Consider the following 20,521-nt stretch of genomic DNA (forward strand, 5'->3'; position numbering starts at 1 on the left):
CGAGATGGTCATGCCCGGCGACAGCGTCACCATGGACGTCACCCTCATCGTCCCCGTCGCCATGGAAGAGAAGCTCCGCTTCGCCATCCGTGAAGGCGGACGCACCGTCGGCGCCGGCGTCGTCGCCGCCATCAACGAGTAAGGCTGCAACGCGCAAGCCTGCAAATCCGGCGCGGGCCTGCCCGCGCCGGACGTCTCCGAAGGCCCGTGGTCCGTCTCGGCGGATCGCGGGCCTTCTTCGTTTCCCGAGCCTCCGTCGTTTCCCGAGCCTCCGTGGCGGCCCGAGATCTCCCCCGCGGCGTCCTGGCCGCGCCGGTTCGCGTCCGGCCCCCCGCGTATCCCGGGCGCCTCGACGGCCGGGACCGACCCCGCATCATCGGAAGCCGGCTTTTTGCCGGAGCCAGCCCCGCCCCCCCTTGCGCGGGGCCCGAGGATCGGGCAAGGAGCGCTGCGCCTAGGAGTGTAGCTCAACTGGTCAGAGCGCCGGTCTCCAAAACCGGAGGTTGCGGGTTCGAGTCCCTCCACTCCTGCCATTTTGGTTCCCGCCATCTCGGCCGCGCCGTACAGGTCCTCTCCTCCGAATCTCTCTCAGACCGGAGATCGACCCGATCTCGCGAAGCCCGATCCGTGCGATGTCCTGGGATCGACAAGCCCCGGGACTTGCGCTAGAGCGGTCGCCTTCCGAGATCGATGAAGGCTGTCGGGGCGGGTTCGAGTTCGAGCCGCTGCGTCGCGCTTTCCCGATTTCCGGACCGTTCTCCCTGTTTGTTGGCGCCATGGCATCGAACGACGTATCGAAGAAAGTGGACCTCGCGCGCACCCCGCAGCGCGGCCCCACCACGCCGGCCCCGGCCCGGGCGACGCCCCCCGCGCGGCCCGCGCCCAAGCGCGTCGGCCCCGTGGAGTTCCTGGGCCAGGTCCGCGACGAGGGCCGCAAGGTCACGTGGCCGACCCGCAAGGAGACCGTGGTCACCACCGTGATGGTGTTCATCATGGTGATCGCCGCGAGCCTGTTCTTCACCGTGGTCGATCAGGCCATGCGCTACCTCGTGACCCTGATCCTCGGGGTCGGGACCAACTAACCTATCGGTCCGGGCGCGCTTTCGCGACCGGCCGACTGACGTCAGGATTTGGTGAGAACGTGTCGAAGCGCTGGTACATCGTCCACGCCTACTCGAATTTCGAGAACAAGGTCGCGCAGTCCATCAAGGATCAGGCGGCCCAGCGTGGCCTGATGGAGCTGTTCGACGAGGTCATGGTCCCGACCGAGAAGGTCGTCGAGGTCCGTCGCGGCCGCAAGGTCGATGCCGAGCGCAAGTTCTTCCCCGGCTACGTCCTGGTGAAGTGCGACCTGACCGACGAGGTCTACCACCTCATCAAGAACACCCCCAAGGTCACCGGATTCCTCGGCGCCGACAAGTCGAAGCCCGTGCCGATCCCGGATTCGGAAGCCGAGCGCATCAAGGGTCAGGTCGCCGAGGGCGTCGACCGGCCCAAGCCCTCGGTCTCGTTCGAGATCGGCGAGACGGTCCGCGTCTCCGACGGCCCGTTCGCGTCGTTCAACGGCACTGTCGAGGAGATCGACGAGGGCCGCTCGCGCCTCAAGGTCGCCGTGTCGATCTTCGGGCGCGCCACCCCGGTGGAACTCGAATACGCCCAGGTCGAGAAGCTTTAGATTAGCTTCGGGTTTTCGCGGACGGGTCATTCCTGATTCGTCCGCCGTCTTTCCGTTCGGCTTCGTGCCGAGCGTGAAACCACCGTCCCCCGGACGGTGTCACGCGCGGAAGGTCCGCCCGGTTCGCCGCCGGGGTCCACGGACCGCACCGCGACCTGCAACCGCCCGCTCCATCCGCGCTGAGGCCAGCCGGGTGCCGGGCATTCTTTGGGAGCAGTCCCTATGGCAAAGAAGATCACGGGCTACGTGAAGCTTCAGGTTCCGGCCGGCGCCGCGAACCCGTCGCCGCCCATCGGCCCCGCGCTCGGTCAGCGCGGCCTCAACATCATGGAATTCTGCAAGGCCTTCAACGCGAAGACCTCCCAGATCGAGAAGGGCACCCCGATCCCGGTCGTGATCACGGCCTATCAGGATCGCTCCTTCACCTTCGAGATGAAGCAGCCCCCGGTGACCTTTTTCCTGAAGAAGGCCGCCGGCCTGAAGATCGGCAAGAAGCCGGCTTCCGGCTCCAAGACCCCGGGCAAGCCCGGCTCGAACGTCGGCAAGGTCACCGAGGCACAGCTGCGCGAGATCGCCGAGCGCAAGATGCCCGACCTGAACTGCGATTCGGTGGATGCCGCCGTCGCGATGATCCGTGGCTCCGCGCGGGCCATGGGTCTCGACATCGTCGCTTAAGGGGAGGGCACCATGGCACACGAAGGCAAGCGCATCCGCGCCGCCCGCGAGGGCATCGACGCGCTCAAGCTCTACACCATCGACGAGGCGATCCAGCTCGTTAAGGAGAAGGCCAGCGCCAAGTTCGACGAGACCGTCGAGGTCTCCATGAACCTCGGCGTCGACCCGCGCCACGCCGACCAGATGGTCCGCGGCGTCTGCAACCTGCCCAACGGCTCCGGCCGGACCGTGCGGGTGGCGGTGTTCGCCCGCGGCGCCAAGGCCGACGAGGCCCGGGAAGCCGGGGCCGACATCGTCGGCGCCGAGGACCTCCTCGAGATCGTCCAGGGCGGCAAGATCGAGTTCGATCGCTGCATCGCCACCCCGGACCTGATGCCGCTCGTCGGCCGTCTCGGCAAGGTGCTGGGCCCGCGCGGCCTGATGCCGAACCCGAAGGTCGGCACCGTCACCATGGACGTGAAGTCCGCGGTCGCCGGCGCCAAGGGCGGTTCGGTCGAGTTCCGCGTCGAGAAGGCCGGCATCGTGCATGCCGGCATCGGCAAGGTCTCGTTCGACGCCGACAAGCTCGTCGAGAACATCAAGGCGTTCGCCGATGCGGTCTCCAAGGCCAAGCCCGCCGGCGCCAAGGGCCAGTACGTCCAGCGCGTCGCCGTGACCTCTTCCATGGGTCCGGGCGTCAAGGTCGAGCCCTCGACGGTCCTGCCGGCCTGACGCCTGCACGATCCCACACCGCTTTGGAAGCGCCCGGCCTCACGGCCGGGCGTTTTCGTTTGGGGCCTCATGCCCGCCAGAATGGTCGGCTGGTCTCGCGCCGGACATCCGCCGGATTCAGACCGACCTCCCGCATCTGCTCGGGGTGCAGATCGGCGAGCGAGCGGCGGTGACGCCAGCGGCCGAACCAGACACGGCAAAGCCCAACGATCCCGTCATGGCTCCGATCCGCGCGGGCAACCGGGCATGGGGATGCGGTGAGGGAAGGCGATGACATGACGACAGGCTCCAACGCGGCCGCCTCCGAAAAGGCTTGCCGCGCGATATTGATCCGACCATAACTCGGATCAATCTAAACATTGATCTCGGAGCATTTTTGTCCGTGAGCGACTTTCGCGCCCTGGCCGACCACCTCGCCGAGGACATCGCCACCGGGCGGCTGCCGCCGGGGAAGCGTTTACCGCCGCAACGCACCTTCGCGTACGCCCATGGTATCGCCGTCTCCACGGCGAGCCGGGTCTACGCCGAACTCGTCCGGCGCGGTCTCGTCACCGGCGAGATCGGTCGCGGCACCTACGTCCGGTCCCTCGACGGGGCACAGCGTCTCGCCTTCGCCGAGCCGCCCGCGACGGCCGTCGATCTCGAGCGGATCTACTCCGTCCTGCCGGATCAGGCAGAGACCTTGGCGCGGACAATCGGAGAATTGCTCCGACCGGATCGGATAACCGGTCTCGCTGCCCCCGTCGCCGCGGCGGGCGATGCCGAGGCCCGCGCCATCGCCGCGCGCTTCCTCGCCCGGTCGGGCTGGGCTCCAGACCCTGACATCATGCTGTTCACCGGCAACGGGCGCCAGGCCGTCGCGGCCGCCCTCGCGGCCCTCGCCCCGCCGGGCGAGCGCGTCGGGGTCGAAGCGATCACCTATCCGGTGGTGAAGGGCATTGCGGCGCGCCTCGGCATCACCCTGGTACCCTTGGGTATGGACGGGGAGGGCCTGTGTCCCGAGGCCGTCGCCCAGGCGCATCGGATCGCGCCCCTGCGCGGCCTCTATCTTCAGCCGGCGCTCCACAACCCCCTCGGGATCACCATGGGACCCGAGCGCCGGGCGGCCATCGCGGAAAGCCTGGACCGCCTCGGGCTCCTGGCCGTCGAGGACGCGATCTACGGCTTTCTCAGCGATGCGACGCCCCTGGCCGCCCTGGCGCCCGACCGTGTCATCCATGTCGACAGCCTGTCGAAGCGGGTGGCGCCCGGCCTCACCCTCGGGTTGATCGCCACGCCGCCGGCCCTTTTGGACCGGGTCGCCCTGTGCGTGCGTTCGGGTGGGTGGGGTGCCACCGGCCTGCCTTTTGCCGTCGGGCTTCACCTCATGGAGTCGGGGGAGGCGGCCAGGATGGGGCTCCTAAAGCGAGCGGACGCCCGAACGCGGCAGGCGCTCGCCCGCGAAATCCTCGATGCCCTCGATCTGCGCGGCGATGCGGGGGCGTATCACCTCTGGCTGGCCCTGCCCGAAGCGTGGCGGGCCGAGACGTTCGTCGCGGCCGCCGCCCGGCGCGGGATCGCCGTCACGCCCGCCAGCGCCTTCGCCGTCCATCCCGGCCATGCGCCCAACGCCGTGCGCCTCGCTCTCGCGTCGCCCCCGCTGGACGCCCTCGCCGCTGCGCTGCGGACCTTGCGCCAGTTGGCGCTGGGCGGTGACGACCGCCCCGTCGAGTGAGTCCCCGACGCCCGCCGTTCAAAGGACCGTGAGGCAATCGGCGGCCCAGGCACGGGATACGACGGGAGCCGTGAGAAATCGCACCTCGGGGGGACGCCTTCGCGCGGGGCTGTGCTAGATACGCACCCATGCGATGCACCCTCTCCGTCTCCTCCAAGCGACGCATCCTGTGCGTCTTCCCCGCCTACACGCCGTCCTTCGGGACGTTCGCGCACGCCTATCCGTTGATGGGCGGCGTCAAGGCGTTCATGCCGCCCCAGGGGCTGCTGCTCATCGCGGCCTACATGCCCGAGAGCTGGGAGTACCGGTTCGTCGACGAGAACATCAAACGGGCCGGGCCGGACGACTTCGCCTGGGCCGACGCGGTGTTCGTGTCGGGCATGCACATCCAGGCGCCGCAGATCCGGGACATCTACGCGCGGGCGCACGCCGCCGGTAAGGTCACGGCGCTCGGCGGCCCCTCGGTGTCGGGCTCGCCCGAGCAGTACCCCGAGTTCGACTACCTCCATATCGGCGAGATCGGCGACGCCACCGACGAGCTGGTGGCGATCCTCGACCGCGACGTGTCGATCCCGGCCGCGCAGGTGCGCCTCGAGACGAAGGAGCGCCTGCCGCTCTCCGACTTCCCGGCCCCCGCCTACGAGGCCGCCCCGCTCAAGCGCTACCTCATCGGCTCCCTGCAATTCTCGTCGGGCTGCCCGTATCGCTGCGAGTTCTGCGACATCCCGCAGCTCTACGGCCGCCAGCCGCGCCTGAAGAGCCCGGAGCAGATGCTCGGCGAGCTCGACGCGATCATCTCCCAGCCCGGGCACCCGGCGGTGGTGTACTTCGTCGACGACAACTTCATCGGCAACCGCAAGGCGACGAAGGACATGTTGCCCCACCTCGTGGCGTGGCAGAAGAAGAACCACTACCCGCTTCAGTTCGCCTGCGAGGCGACGCTGAACATGGCCAAGCAGCCCGACATCCTCGAGCTCATGCGCCAGGCCAACTTCATGACCGTCTTCGTCGGCATCGAGACGCCGGAGGAGGAGGCGCTCGCCGGCATCGACAAGAAGCACAACGCCGCCGTGCCCATGTACGAGGCCATCGAGACCCTCAACAGCTTCGGCCTGGAGGTCACCTCGGGCATCATCCTCGGCCTCGACACCGAGACCGACGGCTCGGAGCAGAAGCTCATCGACTTCGTCGACAAGTCGGCGGTGCCGGTGCTGACCATGAACCTGCTCCAGGCCCTGCCCAAGACGCCGCTCTGGGACCGCCTGACCCGCGAGGGCCGCCTCCTGCACGACGCCTCGCTCGAATCCAACGTCATGTTCAAGCGTCCCCACGACGACGTGGTGGCGAGCTGGCGCCGGGCCATCGCCCACGCGTACGAGCCGGAGAACCTGTTCGCGCGCTTCAAGTATCAGGTCGAGCGGACCTACCCGCACCGGATCAAGACCCCGCTGAAGGGCAAGCTGACCCGGACCAACCTGCGCCGCGGCCTCATCCTCGGCTTCAACATCGCCCTCCGGGTCGGCGTGCTGTCGGATTATCGCGGCGTGTTCTGGCGTGCGGCCGGCCATGCGCTCAAGCGCGGGCAGATCGAGGCGGTGTTCAACATGGGTTTCGTCGCCCACCACCTCATCCGCTTCACCCGCGAGGCCCTGCGCGGCGAGCACAACGCCTCGTTCTACGCGGCGAAGGCCGACCAGGCGAAGCAGGAGCGCGCCCCGTGGTGGCAGGCCGCGCGCAAGTTCCTTCCGACGTAGCGGTTCCGCCCCTCCCGCCGCGCGGGCGGGGCCAAAACCCCGTCAAGGAAAATCGACGCCTGCGACGGAATAGTCATGCGGGAGGCCTTGGCAGGCCGCTTGCAAGGTTCTATAGACCGCGCTCAACGTTTTCATAACGAGAAAGGAATCGACCGATCGGTCGGTTTCGACTTGAGAGATCGCCTGGGCAACCAGGTGGTGATGGCCGGAAGGCTTTGAGGGGGCCAACACCCACTCAGGCTTCGTCCGGCCATGTCCTGTCCGAGACTGCAGGCGCCGGGTCCCCGGCTTAATTTCCCAGCCTGCACAGACGGGGAAGACCGAAATTCAAGTCCCTGCTCCGGACGCTCAAGCGGACGGGACGGGGCATCGGTTTGAACCATCTCACCCGTGTCGTCCACCCATCCGGGGGATCGCAGGGGACAGGGCCGTGAAGCGTCGTCCAGGACGTTCCGGCTTTTCGTGGCCGAGTACCGTCCCGGGCGGCATGTGCAACCGGCGGACCCATCCTCGGGTTCCGCCAACCGGAGAGAGCCCCAGTGGACAGGACAGCCAAAGCTGATCTCGTCTCGACGCTCAACGGCGTGTTCGCGAACACGTCCGTCGTCGTCGTGGCCCACTACAAGGGCCTCACGGTCGCCGACATGCAGAAGCTGCGCGCGCAGATGAAGCTGGCCGGTGCCACCGTGAAGGTCACCAAGAACCGCCTCGCCAACATCGCTCTCGATGGCACGGACGTCGCCTCCATCAAGCCCCTCCTGAAGGGCCCGACCCTGCTCGCCTATTCGAGCGATCCGGTCGCGGCCGCCAAGGTTGCGGTGGACTTCGCCAAGGCCAACGACAAGCTCGTGATCCTCGGCGGCGCCATGGGCACGACAGCCCTGAACCCGGACGGCGTGAAGGCTCTGGCCTCGCTCCCGTCCCTCGACGAACTGCGCGCCAAGATCGTGGGCCTCATCCAGGCTCCCGCGACCAAGATCGCCCAGGTCGTCAACGCACCGGCGGCCAAGCTCGCCCGCGTGTTCGGGGCCTATGCCACGAAGGACGAGGCTCAGGACGAAGCGGCCTGAAGGTCGCATCGTCCTTTTCATCCCATCCGTTCAAACCGATATCTGAAGGAAATCACCCATGGCTGATCTCGCCAAGCTCGTCGACGACCTGTCCTCGCTGACCGTTCTCGAGGCCGCCGACCTCGCCAAGCTCCTCGAAGAGAAGTGGGGCGTCTCCGCCGCCGCCGCCGTCGCCGTCTCCGCCGGCCCCGCCGCCGGCCCGGCCGCCGCCGTCGAGGAGCAGACCGAGTTCACGGTCATGCTCACCGCCGCCGGCGACAAGAAGATCGAGGTCATCAAGGAGGTCCGCGCGATCACCGGCCTCGGCCTCAAGGAAGCCAAGGACCTCGTCGAGGGCGCTCCGAAGGCCGTCAAGGAGTCCGTCAACAAGGAAGAGGCCGAGAAGCTCAAGGCCCAGCTCGAGAAGGCTGGCGCCAAGGTCGAGCTCAAGTAAGACCCTTCGGTGGGCCGTTCCAGGCCCACTCACCTTCCGTCGGGTCCCTCGGGACCTGACGGCACCGAAGGCCCGCGGGTTCGCGCCCGCGGGCTAAGGTCGCTTCCGGCGACACGACCGGCCCGGCGACGGGCCACCAGATTTTCAGTTCGGGAGGGCGGCGTCCGGCGGGGCGCGTCCATCGCCTGGTCGCGGGAGGCACGAGCCTTCCCCGGGCATCCGGTACGCGGGACGTAGGAGCGAGGTCACCCATGGCCAACACGCTGGTCGGTCGCAAGCGCATTCGCAAATTCTTCGGCAAGATCAAGGAAGTCGCCGAGATGCCGAACCTCATCGAGGTTCAGAAGGCATCCTACGACCAGTTCCTGATGATGGACGAGCCGGAAGGCGGGCGGGGCGACGAAGGCCTGCAGACCGTGTTCAAGTCGGTCTTCCCGATCTCCGACTTCTCGGCCACCGCGCTCCTCGAATTCGTGAAGTACACGTTCGAGCAGCCGAAATACGACGTCGACGAGTGCCGTCAGCGCGGCATCACCTACGCGGCACCGCTGAAGGTGACGCTGCGCCTCATCGTGTTCGACGTCGATCCCGACACCGGCGCCAAGTCGGTCAAGGACATCAAGGAGCAGGACGTCTACATGGGCGACATGCCCCTGATGACGGAGAACGGCACCTTCATCGTCAACGGCACCGAGCGCGTCATCGTCTCGCAGATGCACCGTAGCCCGGGCGTGTTCTTCGACCACGACAAGGGCAAGACCCACTCGTCGGGCAAGCTGCTGTTCGCGGCGCGCATCATCCCGTATCGCGGCTCCTGGCTCGACGTCGAGTTCGACGCCAAGGACATCGTCCACGTCCGCATCGACCGCAAGCGCAAGCTGCCGGTGACCTCCCTGCTGTTCGCCCTCGGGCTCGACGGCGAGGAGATCCTGTCGACGTTCTACAACCGCGTCCTGTACGACCGCGACGGCGCCGAGTGGCGCGTGCCCTACGACGCCGATCGCCTGAAGGGCTTCAAGGCCTCCGTCGACCTCATCGACGCGGAGTCCGGCGAGGTCGTGCTCGAGGCCGGCAAGAAGCTCAACGCCCGCAACGCCCGGCAGATCGCCGAGCGCGGCGTGAACTTCCTCAAGGCGACCGACGAGGACCTCATCGGCCAGTACATCGCCGAGGACCTGGTCAACGCCAAGACCGGCGAGATCTGGGCCGAGGCCGGCGACGAGATCTCCGACAAGCTCCTGAAGAGCCTGGAAGAGGTCGGCATCACCGAGCTGCCCGTGCTCGACATCGACCACATCAACGTCGGTCCCTACATCCGCAACACGCTCGCGGTGGACAAGAACTCCGCCCGCGAGGGTGCGCTGTTCGACATCTACCGGGTCATGCGCCCCGGCGAGCCGCCGACCCTCGACACCGCCGAGGCGATGTTCCACTCGCTGTTCTTCGATTCGGAGCGCTACGACCTCTCGGCCGTCGGCCGCGTGAAGATGAACATGCGCCTCGACCTCGACGCCGAGGACACCGTGCGGACCCTGCGCCGCGAGGACATGCTCGCCGTGGTGAAGGCCCTCGTGGATCTCCGCGACGGAAAGGGCGAGATCGACGACATCGATCACCTCGGCAACCGCCGCGTGCGCTCGGTCGGCGAGCTCATGGAGAACCAGTACCGCCTCGGCCTGCTCCGCATGGAGCGCGCCATCAAGGAGCGGATGTCCTCCGTCGACATCGACACGGTGATGCCGCAGGACCTCATCAACGCGAAGCCGGCCGCCGCAGCCGTGCGCGAGTTCTTCGGCTCGTCGCAGCTGTCGCAGTTCATGGATCAGACCAACCCGCTCTCGGAGGTCACCCACAAGCGCCGCCTCTCGGCGCTCGGCCCGGGCGGTCTGACCCGCGAGCGCGCCGGCTTCGAGGTGCGCGACGTGCACCCGACCCATTACGGCCGCATCTGCCCCATCGAGACCCCGGAAGGCCCGAACATCGGCCTCATCAACTCGCTGGCGACCTTCGCCCGCGTGAACAAGTACGGCTTCATCGAGACCCCCTTCCGCAAGGTGAAGGACGGCGTCGTCACCACCGACGTCGCCTACCTCTCGGCCATGGAGGAGGCGAAGTACTACGTCGCCCAGGCCAACGCCCAGATGGACGAGGCTTTCAAGCTGACGGAGGACCTCGTGGTCTGCCGCCGCGCCGGCGACGTCATCGTCGTGCCGCCGGACCGCGTCGACCTCATGGACGTGTCGCCGAAGCAGCTCGTGTCGGTGGCCGCCGCGCTCATCCCGTTCCTCGAGAACGACGACGCGAACCGCGCCCTCATGGGCTCGAACATGCAGCGCCAGGCGGTGCCGCTGGTCCGCGCCGACGCGCCCTTCGTCGGCACCGGCATGGAGGCCGTGGTCGCCCGCGATTCCGGTGCCGCCATCGCGGCGCGCCGCACGGGCATCGTCGATCAGGTGGACGCCACCCGTATCGTCATCCGCGCCACGGAAGAGGCCGACGCCAACAAGCCCGGCGTCGACATCTACCGCCTGCAGAAGTTCCAGCGCTCCAACCAGTCGACCTGCATCACGCAGAAGCCCCTGGTGCGCGTCGGCGAGTCCGTGAAGAAGGGCGAGATCATCGCCGACGGTCCGTCGACGGAGTTCGGCGAGCTGGCGCTCGGCCGGAACGTGCTCGTCGCGTTCATGCCGTGGAACGGCTACAACTTCGAGGACTCTATCCTGCTCTCCGAGCGGATCGTCAAGGACGACGTGTTCACCTCGATCCATATCGAGGAGTTCGAGGTGATGGCCCGGGACACCAAGCTCGGTCCGGAAGAGATCACCCGCGACATCCCCAACGTCTCCGAAGAGGCCCTGAAGAACCTCGACGAGGCCGGCATCGTCTATATCGGTGCCGAGGTGCATGCCGGCGACATCCTGTGCGGCAAGATCACCCCGAAGGGCGAGAGCCCGATGACGCCGGAGGAGAAGCTCCTGCGCGCCATCTTCGGCGAGAAGGCCTCCGACGTGCGCGACACCTCGCTCCGGGTCCCGCCCGGGGTCACCGGGACCATCGTGGAAGTGCGCGTGTTCAACCGCCACGGCGTCGACAAGGACGAGCGCGCCCAGGCCATCGAGCGCGAGGAGATCGAGCGCCTCGCCAAGGATCGCGACGACGAGCAGGCGATCCTGGATCGCAACACCTACGCGCGTCTCGCCACCGTCCTCATCGGTCAGGCGCCCATCGCCGGTCCGAAGGGGTTCAAGAAGGAGACGGTGCTCAACCGCGAGGGTCTCTCCGAGTACCCGCGTTCCCAGTGGTGGCAGTTCGCCGTCATCGACGACCGTCTCATGACCGAGATGGAAGCGATGCAGAAGCAGTACGACGAGTCGAAGAAGCGCCTCGAGCAGCGCTTCCTCGACAAGGTCGAGAAGCTGCAGCGCGGCGACGAGCTGCCCCCCGGCGTGATGAAGATGGTCAAGGTCTTCGTCGCGGTGAAGCGCAAGATCCAGCCGGGCGACAAGATGGCCGGCCGCCACGGCAACAAGGGCGTCGTGTCGCGCATCGTGCCCATCGAGGACATGCCGTTCCTCGAGGACGGCACCCATGCCGACATCGTGCTCAACCCGCTCGGCGTGCCCTCGCGCATGAACGTCGGCCAGATCCTGGAGACCCATCTGGGCTGGGCCGCGGCCGGTCTCGGCCGCAAGGTCGGGCTCGCGGTGGATGCCTACCTGCGCAGCAACGACATCGCCCCCCTCAAGGCGGAGATGGAGGCGATCTACTCGCCGTCGGAGCTCGAAGGCCTGTCGGACGACGACATGGCGGAGGCGGCCAACAACGTGCGCCGCGGCGTGCCGATGGCGACCCCGGTGTTCAACGGCGCCAAGGAAGCCGACATCGAGCAGATGCTGGAACTGGCCGGTCTCGACCGGTCGGCCCAGTCGACCCTCTATGACGGCCGCACGGGCGAGCCCTTCGACCGCAAGGTGACGATGGGCTACATCTACATGCTGAAGCTGCACCACCTCGTGGACGACAAGATCCACGCCCGGTCGATCGGCCCGTACTCCCTCGTCACCCAGCAGCCGCTGGGCGGAAAGGCGCAGTTCGGCGGTCAGCGCTTCGGCGAGATGGAGGTCTGGGCCCTCGAGGCCTACGGCGCCGCCTACACCCTGCAGGAGATGCTCACGGTGAAGTCGGACGACGTCGCCGGCCGCACCAAGGTGTACGAGGCCATCGTGCGTGGCGACGACACCTTCGAGGCGGGCATCCCCGAATCGTTCAACGTGCTCGTCAAGGAGATGCGCTCGCTCGGCCTCAACGTCGAGCTCACCTCCTCGAAGAAGACCGCCAACGACCAGATCGAGCCGCCCGCCGAGGCGGCCGAGTAACCACCGCACCACGCTCCCGCGCCGGCATCGTGCCGGCGCGGTTCGAGCGGGGAGGGGAAGCGCCTCCCGGATGATGACGGCCAGCGGCGACTGAGGCAGTCGCGGCGCCGACCAGTTTTCAGCACGCGGTAGCCCCTCGGCGGAGGGTGCGCCCCGTCAGCAGGAGTCGATCCATGAACCAAGAGGTCATGAATCTTTTCAACCAGCAGGCTCAGCCCCAGAGCTTCGACCAGATCAAGATCTCGATCTCGTCGCCGGAGAAGATCCTCTCGTGGTCTTTCGGCGAGATCAAGAAGCCCGAGACGATTAACTACCGCACGTTCAAGCCCGAGCGCGACGGCCTGTTCTGCGCCCGCATCTTCGGGCCGATCAAGGACTACGAGTGCCTGTGCGGCAAGTACAAGCGCATGAAGTACAAGGGCGTCATCTGTGAGAAGTGCGGCGTCGAGGTCACCCTCGCGCGTGTGCGGCGCGACCGCATGGGCCACATCGAGCTCGCCGCCCCCGTCGCCCACATCTGGTTCCTGAAGTCGCTGCCGAGCCGCATCGGCCTCCTGCTCGACATGGCCCTCAAGGACCTCGAGCGGATCCTGTACTTCGAGTCCTACGTCACCATCGAGCCGGGCCTCACCCCCCTCAAGGAGCGTCAGCTCCTGTCGGAGGAGGAGTACCTGCGCGCCCAGGAGGAGTACGGCGAGGACTCGTTCACCGCCATGATCGGCGCCGAGGCCATCCGGCGGATTCTCCAGGAGCTCGACCTGGACGGCATCGCCGATTCGCTGCGCGAGGAGATCGCCACCACCACCTCCGAGCTGAAGCCGAAGAAGCTTCTCAAGCGCCTGAAGATCATCGAGGCCTTCCAGATGTCGGGCAACAAGCCCGAGTGGATGATCCTCACCGTGGTCCCGGTGATCCCGCCGGACCTGCGCCCCCTCGTCCCCCTCGACGGCGGCCGCTTCGCCACGTCCGATCTCAACGACCTCTACCGCCGCGTCATCAACCGCAACAACCGCCTCAAGCGGCTGATCGAGCTGCGCGCGCCCGACATCATCATCCGCAACGAGAAGCGCATGCTTCAGGAGGCGGTCGACGCCCTGTTCGACAACGGCCGCCGCGGCCGCGTCATCACGGGCGCCAACAAGCGTCCGCTGAAGTCGCTGGCCGACATGCTCAAGGGCAAGCAGGGCCGGTTCCGCCAGAACCTGCTCGGCAAGCGCGTCGATTACTCGGGCCGTTCGGTCATCGTGGTCGGTCCGGAGCTGAAGCTGCACCAGTGCGGCCTGCCGAAGAAGATGGCGCTCGAGCTGTTCAAGCCCTTCATCTACGCGCGCCTCGACGCCAAGGGATTCTCGGCCACCGTCAAACAAGCCAAAAAACTCGTCGAGAAGGAGAAGCCCGAGGTCTGGGACATCCTCGATGAGGTCATCCGCGAGCATCCCGTGATGCTCAACCGCGCGCCGACGCTCCACCGCCTCGGCATCCAGGCGTTCGAGCCCAAGCTCATCGAGGGCAAGGCGATCCAGCTTCACCCGCTGGTCTGCGCCGCGTTCAACGCCGACTTCGACGGCGATCAGATGGCCGTGCACGTCCCCCTGAGCCTCGAGGCTCAGCTGGAGGCGCGCGTGCTGATGATGTCGACGAACAACATCCTGCACCCCGCCAACGGCCTGCCGATCATCGTGCCGTCGCAGGACATCGTGCTCGGCCTATACTACCTCTCCATCGTGGCCGAGGGCGCCATCGGCGCGTTCGATCCGACGAGCAAGACCAACCCGATGCAGGGCGTCTTCGGCAATGTCGGCGAACTCGAGCACGCGCTCGCGGCCAAGACCGTCAAGCTGCACTCGAAGATCCGCTGGCGGTGGAACGGCATCGGTCCCGATGGCGAGCCCCTGACCAAGACCTACGACACCACCCCGGGCCGCGTGATCCTGTCCGGCGCCCTGCCGCTGCACAAGAACGTCCCCTTCGACGTCGTCAACAAGCTGATGACCAAGAAGGAGATCTCGTCGATGATCGACACCGTCTACCGCCATTGCGGTCAGAAGGAGTCGGTGATCTTCTGTGATCGCATCATGGCGCTCGGCTTCAACCACGCGTTCAAGGCCGGCATCTCGTTCGGCAAGGACGACATGGTGGTGCCCGACAACAAGTGGCCCATCGTGGACGACACCCGCGCGCTGGTGAAGGACTACGAGCAGCAGTACAACGACGGCCTGATCACCCAGGGTGAGAAGTACAACAAGGTGGTCGACGCTTGGGCCAAGTGCTCGGACAAGCTCGCCGCCGAGATGATGCTGCGCATCTCGACCGTGCAGAAGGACGAGAACGGCGCCGACAAGCAGATCAACTCGATCTACATGATGAGCCACTCCGGAGCGCGCGGTTCGCCGGCGCAGATGAAGCAGCTCGCCGCCATGCGCGGCCTGATGGCCAAGCCCTCGGGCGAGATCATCGAGACGCCGATCATCTCGAACTTCAAGGAAGGCCTCGACGTGCTCGAGTACTTCAACTCGACCCACGGCGCCCGTAAGGGCTTGGCTGACACCGCGCTGAAGACCGCCAATTCCGGCTACCTGACCCGCCGTCTCGTCGACGTCGCCCAGGACGCGGTCATCCGCGAGGTGGATTGCGGCTCGACCTCGGGCATCCGCATGCGCGCCATCGTCGATGCCGGCCAGGTCGTGGCCCCGCTCTCGATCCGCATCCTCGGCCGCGCCACGGCCGAGGACCTCGTCGCCCAGGACGGCACGGTCATCGTCAAGACCAACGAGACCATCGAGGAGAAGCACCTGCCCGCCATCCAGGCGGCGGGCATCCAGGAGGTGAAGATCCGCTCGGTGCTGGTGTGCCAGACCCGCAGCGGCGTCTGCGCCACCTGCTACGGCCGAGATCTGGCCCGCGGCACCCCCGTCAACATGGGCGAGGCCGTCGGCGTCATCGCGGCCCAGTCCATCGGCGAGCCGGGCACCCAGCTCACCATGCGCACCTTCCACATCGGCGGCGCGGCGCAGATCGCCGACTCGTCGTTCATCGAGTCGAGCTTCGAGGGCACCATCAAGATCCGCAACCGGGCGCTCGCCCGGAACACGGACGGCGACCTCATCGCCACGGGCCGCAACGTCGCCGTCGTCATCGTCGGCTCGGACGGCTCCGAGCGCGCGGTGCACCGCCTGCAATACGGCGCCAAGCTGCGGGTGGACGAGGGCGACAAGGTCAAGCGCGGCCAGCGCGTGGCCGAATGGGACCCCTACACCCGTCCGATCATCACCGAGACGGACGGCATCGTCGCCTACGAGGACCTCATCGACGGTCAGTCCATCACGGAGACCACCGACGAGTCCACGGGTATCGCCAAGCGCGTGGTCATCGACTGGCGCGGCACCGCCCGCACCGCCGACCTCAAGCCGGCGATGCTGGTGCTCGACGCCGACGGCAAGCCGATGAAGCTGCCGCGCGGCTCGGATGCCCGCTACTTCCTGCCCGTCGACGCCATCATCGGCTACGATCCGGGCGGGCGGGTGAAGGCCGGCGACATCCTCGCCCGCGTCTCCACCGACTCGGCCAAGACCCGCGACATCACCGGCGGTCTGCCGCGGGTGGCGGAGCTGTTCGAGGCCCGTCGGCCCAAGGACGCGGCGATCATCGCGGAGAAGTCGGGCACGATCCAGTTCGGGCGCGACTACAAGAACAAGCGTCGCCTGACGCTGACCCCGCATGACGGCTCGGAGGCGGTCGAGTACCTCATCCCCAAGGGCAAGCACATCCACCTGCAGGACGGGGACGTGGTGGAGCTCGGCGACTACATCGTCGACGGCAACCCGGCGCCGCACGACATCCTGGCGATCAAGGGCGTGGAGGAGCTCGCCGCCTACCTCGTCAACGAGATCCAGGAGGTCTACCGGCTCCAGGGCGTGGCCATCAACGACAAGCACATCGAGGTCATCGTCCGGCAGATGCTGCAGAAGGTCGAGATCACCGACGGCGGCGATTCGGACATCCTCACGGGTGACCAGATCGATCGCACCGAGCTCGCGGACATCAACGAGAAGCTGCTGGCCGAGGGCAAGAAGCCGGTCGTCGGCGTTCCGGTGCTGCTCGGCATCACCAAGGCGTCGCTGCAGACGAAGTCGTTCATCTCGGCGGCCTCGTTCCAGGAGACCACCCGCGTCCTCACGGAGGCGGCCGTCAACGGCAAGATCGACTACCTCGAGGGTCTCAAGGAGAACGTCATCGTCGGCTCGCTCATCCCCGCCGGCACGGGCTCCATGGCCGCCGACATCCGCGCCGTGGCGCGGCGTCGCGACGCCATGATCCTCCAGCAGAAGGCCGCCGAGAGCGGTGCGCAGCCCCTCGCCGGGCTGCCGCCCGCCGCCGAGTAGGCCCGGGCACCAGCGCGAGACCACGAGGGGCCGCCCATGGGCGGCCCCTTTTTCGTGCGCGACCACGCGAACGGACGAAACGGGCCCCGAAACCCGGGTCGATTCACGGTTCCCTAGGGGAAATGGGTTGACGGGGTCCGAATCCACCTCTATCAGGCCCTCATTGAACGGCTGGCCGTAGGCAGCATCTGATCCACGAGCGTCTCGCTCGGATCCACGCTTCCTAAACGCATCCGACTTCAACAGACGAACACGTGTCAGCCCGGCATGATCGCTTGCTTCAGTGCAGGTGATCCTCTGCTTGCAACGGCGCGCCAAAGGCTGAAATCAGCCTGGGGCGCGGTTTTGCGTTTCATCGCACAGCTTGTGCGGCGACGGGGCGGGCCAAACGAGATTTGGATTTCGACGGTCGCCGACGCAGGCGACGCGTTTCGAGAGGATTGGCATGCCGACGATCAACCAGCTGATCGCTCAGCCGCGCAAGGCGCAGAAGAGCCGCAACAAGGTGCCGGCGCTCGACGCCTGCCCGCAGAAGCGTGGCGTCTGCACCCGCGTCTACACGACGACCCCCAAGAAGCCGAACTCCGCGCTCCGCAAGGTCGCCAAGGTTCGTCTGACCAATGGCTTCGAGGTCATCGGTTACATCCCGGGCGAGGGTCACAACCTTCAGGAGCACTCCGTGGTGATGATCCGCGGCGGCCGCGTGAAGGATCTTCCCGGCGTTCGCTACCACATCCTGCGCGGCGTGCTCGACACGCAGGGCGTCAAGGGTCGTAAGCAGCGTCGCTCCAAGTACGGCGCCAAGCGCCCGAAGTAAGATCAGCGTCCGGGGTCAAAGCTTCGGACGAGCCAAGATTTTCGCGCACCCCGCAAGGATGTCGCCGGCCCCGATGGGGCTCAAGGCGGCCTGCGTGGGGTGGTTTCAAGATCCTAGATTTATACGGAGCGAGCGATGTCCCGCCGCCATTCTGCCGAGAAGCGCGAAATCATCCCGGACGCCAAGTACGGCGATATCGTCCTGACCAAGTTCATGAATTCGATCATGTACGAGGGCAAGAAGTCCATCGCGGAAGGCATCGTCTACGGCGCGTTCGACATCGTCGAGAACCGCGCCCGCGCCAACCCCATCGAGGTGTTCCGCGCCGCCCTCGAGAACGTGGCCCCGGCCATCGAGGTCCGCTCCCGCCGCGTCGGCGGTGCGACCTACCAGGTCCCCGTCGAGGTGCGCACCGAGCGCCGCCAGGCGCTCGCCATCCGTTGGCTCATCCAGGCCGCCCGTGGCCGCAACGACCGCACCATGGTCGAGCGCCTCTCGGCCGAGCTCCTCGACGCCGCGAACAACCGCGGCAATGCCGTGAAGAAGCGGGAAGACACGCACCGGATGGCGGAAGCCAACCGCGCCTTCTCGCACTACCGCTGGTAAGCGGACCCGGACCCTTTCAGGAGCAATCCGATGCCCCGCACGCACGCGATCGAGGACTACCGCAACTTCGGCATCATGGCTCACATCGATGCCGGCAAGACCACGACCACCGAGCGGATCCTCTACTACACCGGCAAGTCCCATAAGATCGGCGAAGTCCATGACGGCGCCGCGACCATGGACTGGATGACGCAGGAGCAGGAGCGTGGCATCACGATCACCTCCGCCGCGACCACCTGCTTCTGGCGCGACAAGCGCCTGAACATCATCGACACCCCCGGCCACGTGGATTTCACCATCGAGGTGGAGCGCTCGCTCCGCGTGCTCGACGGGGCCGTGTGCGTGCTCGACGGCAACCAGGGTGTCGAGCCCCAGACCGAGACCGTCTGGCGCCAGGCCGACAAGTACGACGTGCCGCGCGTCGTGTTCGTCAACAAGATGGACAAGGTCGGCGCCGACTTCTTCAAGTGCGTCGCCGACATCATCGACCGCGTCGCCGGCAAGCCGGTGTGCCTGCAGCTGCCGATCGGCGCCGAGACCTCCTTCAAGGGCGTCATCGACCTGATCAAGATGAAGGCCATCGTCTGGACCTCGGAGAAGCTCGGCGCCGAGTTCGCCGAGACTGAGATCCCCGACGATCTCGCCGAGCAGGCTGCGGAGTACCGCATCAAGCTCGTCGAGGCCTGCGTCGAGATGGACGACGATGCCATGGCGGCCTACCTCGACGGTGTCGAGCCGGATGCCGAGACCATGCACCGCCTCGTGCGCACCGCCGTCCAGCGTCGCGCCTTCCACCCGGTGCTGTGCGGCTCGGCCTTCAAGAACAAGGGCGTGCAGCCCCTGCTCGACGCCGTGGTCGAGTACCTGCCGTCCCCCGCCGATCGCGGCGAGATCAAGGGCATCGACTTCAAGACCGAGGAAGAGACCGTCCGGCACCCGTCCGACAGCGATCCCTTCTCCATGCTCGCCTTCAAGATCATGGACGATCCGCACGTCGGCACGATCACGTTCTGCCGGGTCTACTCGGGCAAGACCGAGTCCGGCGCCAACGTCATCAACTCGTCGCGCGACAAGAAGGAGCGTGTCGGCCGCATGCTTCTCATGCACGCCAACAACCGCGAGGACGTCAAGGAAGCCTTCACGGGCGACATCGTGGCTCTCGCCGGCCTCAAGGACACCCGCACGGGCGACACCCTGTGCGATCCGCAGAAGGCCGTGATCCTCGAGAAGATGGAGTTCCCCGAGCCCGTCATCGAGATCGCCGTCGAGCCGAAGTCGAAGGCCGATCAGGAGAAGCTCGGCATCGCGCTGGCCAAGCTCGCCGCCGAGGACCCCTCGTTCCGGGTCTCGACGGACCAGGAGTCGGGCCAGACCATCCTTCGCGGGATGGGCGAGCTCCACCTCGACATCAAGGTCGACATTCTGCGCCGCACCTACATGGTCGACGCGAATATCGGCCAGCCGCAGGTCGCCTACCGTGAGAAGCTCACGAAGCGCACCGAGATCGACTACACCCACAAGAAGCAGACCGGCGGTACCGGTCAGTTCGCCCGGGTGAAGTTCGTCGTGGAGCCCAACGAGCCCGGCAAGGGCTTCGAGTTCTCCTCGAAGATCATCGGCGGCACGGTGCCCAAGGAGTACATCCCGGGCGTCGAGAAGGGCCTTAACTCGGTGCTCGGCGCCGGTATCCTCGCGGGCTTCCCCGTGGTGGACATCAAGGTCGAGCTCATCGACGGCGCCTACCACGACGTCGATTCGTCGGCCCTCGCCTTCGAGATCGCGTCGCGCGCAGCCCTCCGTGAGGCCCTCCAGAAGGGTGGATCGGTGCTGCTCGAGCCGGTGATGAAGGTCGAGGTCGTCTCGCCGGAAGAGTATACCGGTTCGGTGATCGGCGATCTGAACTCCCGCCGTGGCCAGATCCAGGGCCAGGACATGCGCGGCAACGCGAACGTCATCAACGCGATGGTGCCGCTCGCCAACATGTTCGGCTACGTGAACCAGCTGCGCTCCTTCTCCCAGGGACGCGCCAACTTCACGATGCAGTTCGACCATTACGAAGAGGTGCCGCGCGGCGAGGCCGAGAAGGTCGTCGCGAAGTACGCCTAAGGCTTCCCGCCTTTTCCGGACCGCAGCAGCATCACCTGAAACACTGAGATAGACGGAGGCTACGATGGCCAAAGAGAAATTCGCTCGTACGAAGCCGCACTGCAACATCGGCACGATCGGTCACGTGGACCACGGCAAGACGTCGCTGACGGCGGCGATCACGAAGGTCCTGGCCGAGACGGGCGGGGCGACGTTCACGGCC

The 20,521-nt window shown here is 66.8% G+C and carries 14 protein-coding genes, 1 tRNA gene and 1 pseudogene; all 16 read left to right on the forward strand.

All coding sequences use genetic code 11. From position 1 onward, the window contains the following. A pseudogene (gene tuf / locus MKK49_RS08035) lies at window positions 1–142 on the forward strand (elongation factor Tu); the annotation flags it as partial. A gap of 314 nt (window positions 143–456) precedes the next feature. Then, a tRNA-Trp gene (locus MKK49_RS08040) sits at window positions 457–533 on the forward strand. A 243-nt stretch (window positions 534–776) separates the two neighbouring features. After that, entirely contained in the window at window positions 777–1,082 is a 306-nt protein-coding gene (secE, locus tag MKK49_RS08045; protein ID WP_244027601.1) for a preprotein translocase subunit SecE, read from the forward strand. A gap of 59 nt (window positions 1,083–1,141) precedes the next feature. Beyond that, window positions 1,142–1,675, forward strand: a complete 534-nt coding sequence (gene nusG, locus MKK49_RS08050) for a transcription termination/antitermination protein NusG (RefSeq protein ID WP_244027603.1) — start codon at window positions 1,142–1,144, stop codon at window positions 1,673–1,675. Window positions 1,676–1,897: 222 nt separating this feature from the next. Continuing rightward, window positions 1,898–2,350 (forward strand): 50S ribosomal protein L11, encoded by a 453-nt coding sequence (gene rplK, locus MKK49_RS08055; protein WP_056092066.1) that lies wholly within the window; start codon window positions 1,898–1,900, stop codon window positions 2,348–2,350. A 12-nt stretch (window positions 2,351–2,362) separates the two neighbouring features. Continuing rightward, window positions 2,363–3,061 carry a 50S ribosomal protein L1 gene (gene rplA, locus MKK49_RS08060; protein ID WP_056092068.1) on the forward strand — a complete coding sequence of 233 codons (699 nt, stop codon included), beginning with the start codon at window positions 2,363–2,365 and terminating at the stop codon, window positions 3,059–3,061. 376 nt (window positions 3,062–3,437) lie between these two features. After that, window positions 3,438–4,775: a PLP-dependent aminotransferase family protein gene (locus MKK49_RS08065; protein WP_244027604.1), complete on the forward strand. Its 1,338-nt coding sequence runs from the start codon at window positions 3,438–3,440 to the stop codon at window positions 4,773–4,775. Between the two features lie 128 nt (window positions 4,776–4,903). Continuing rightward, entirely contained in the window at window positions 4,904–6,529 is a 1,626-nt protein-coding gene (locus MKK49_RS08070) for a B12-binding domain-containing radical SAM protein (RefSeq protein WP_244027605.1), read from the forward strand. A gap of 539 nt (window positions 6,530–7,068) precedes the next feature. Further along, window positions 7,069–7,599: a 50S ribosomal protein L10 gene (gene rplJ / locus MKK49_RS08075; protein WP_244027606.1), complete on the forward strand. Its 531-nt coding sequence runs from the start codon at window positions 7,069–7,071 to the stop codon at window positions 7,597–7,599. A gap of 58 nt (window positions 7,600–7,657) precedes the next feature. Beyond that, window positions 7,658–8,032 (forward strand): 50S ribosomal protein L7/L12, encoded by a 375-nt coding sequence (rplL, locus tag MKK49_RS08080; protein WP_244027607.1) that lies wholly within the window; start codon window positions 7,658–7,660, stop codon window positions 8,030–8,032. 251 nt (window positions 8,033–8,283) lie between these two features. Further along, on the forward strand, window positions 8,284–12,408 hold the full coding sequence (gene rpoB, locus MKK49_RS08085; RefSeq protein WP_244027608.1) for a DNA-directed RNA polymerase subunit beta: 4,125 nt from the start codon (window positions 8,284–8,286) through the stop codon (window positions 12,406–12,408). A 173-nt stretch (window positions 12,409–12,581) separates the two neighbouring features. Next, window positions 12,582–16,790 carry a DNA-directed RNA polymerase subunit beta' gene (rpoC, locus tag MKK49_RS08090; protein ID WP_244027609.1) on the forward strand — a complete coding sequence of 1,403 codons (4,209 nt, stop codon included), beginning with the start codon at window positions 12,582–12,584 and terminating at the stop codon, window positions 16,788–16,790. Window positions 16,791–17,235: 445 nt separating this feature from the next. Next, entirely contained in the window at window positions 17,236–17,607 is a 372-nt protein-coding gene (gene rpsL, locus MKK49_RS08095) for a 30S ribosomal protein S12 (protein WP_018044234.1), read from the forward strand. Window positions 17,608–17,742: 135 nt separating this feature from the next. Beyond that, the gene (gene rpsG / locus MKK49_RS08100; protein ID WP_018044233.1) at window positions 17,743–18,213 is read left to right on the forward strand and encodes a 30S ribosomal protein S7; all 471 of its coding nucleotides are present in this window, start codon (window positions 17,743–17,745) and stop codon (window positions 18,211–18,213) included. A 30-nt stretch (window positions 18,214–18,243) separates the two neighbouring features. Further along, window positions 18,244–20,319 carry an elongation factor G gene (fusA, locus tag MKK49_RS08105; protein ID WP_244027611.1) on the forward strand — a complete coding sequence of 692 codons (2,076 nt, stop codon included), beginning with the start codon at window positions 18,244–18,246 and terminating at the stop codon, window positions 20,317–20,319. A gap of 64 nt (window positions 20,320–20,383) precedes the next feature. Next, window positions 20,384–20,521, forward strand: a 138-nt coding sequence (locus tag MKK49_RS08110; protein ID WP_244027613.1) for a GTP-binding protein, incomplete at its 3' end; no start/stop codon positions are given.

Origin of the sequence: Methylobacterium sp. J-090 (assembly GCF_022829345.1) — a bacterium.
In the GTDB taxonomy this organism is placed as follows: domain Bacteria; phylum Pseudomonadota; class Alphaproteobacteria; order Rhizobiales; family Beijerinckiaceae; genus Methylobacterium.

What these genes read in the sequence shown, in the direction of transcription:
- secE (WP_244027601.1), top strand. Translation starts at nt 777, where the DNA reads ATGGCATCGAACGACGTATCGAAGAAAGTGGACCTCGCGCGCACCCCG.
- rplK (WP_056092066.1), top strand. Translation starts at nt 1,898, where the DNA reads ATGGCAAAGAAGATCACGGGCTACGTGAAGCTTCAGGTTCCGGCCGGC.
- rplA (WP_056092068.1), top strand. Translation starts at nt 2,363, where the DNA reads ATGGCACACGAAGGCAAGCGCATCCGCGCCGCCCGCGAGGGCATCGAC.
- MKK49_RS08070 (WP_244027605.1), top strand. Translation starts at nt 4,904, where the DNA reads ATGCGATGCACCCTCTCCGTCTCCTCCAAGCGACGCATCCTGTGCGTC.
- rplL (WP_244027607.1), top strand. Translation starts at nt 7,658, where the DNA reads ATGGCTGATCTCGCCAAGCTCGTCGACGACCTGTCCTCGCTGACCGTT.
- rpoB (WP_244027608.1), top strand. Translation starts at nt 8,284, where the DNA reads ATGGCCAACACGCTGGTCGGTCGCAAGCGCATTCGCAAATTCTTCGGC.
- rpoC (WP_244027609.1), top strand. Translation starts at nt 12,582, where the DNA reads ATGAACCAAGAGGTCATGAATCTTTTCAACCAGCAGGCTCAGCCCCAG.
- rpsL (WP_018044234.1), top strand. Translation starts at nt 17,236, where the DNA reads ATGCCGACGATCAACCAGCTGATCGCTCAGCCGCGCAAGGCGCAGAAG.
- rpsG (WP_018044233.1), top strand. Translation starts at nt 17,743, where the DNA reads ATGTCCCGCCGCCATTCTGCCGAGAAGCGCGAAATCATCCCGGACGCC.
- fusA (WP_244027611.1), top strand. Translation starts at nt 18,244, where the DNA reads ATGCCCCGCACGCACGCGATCGAGGACTACCGCAACTTCGGCATCATG.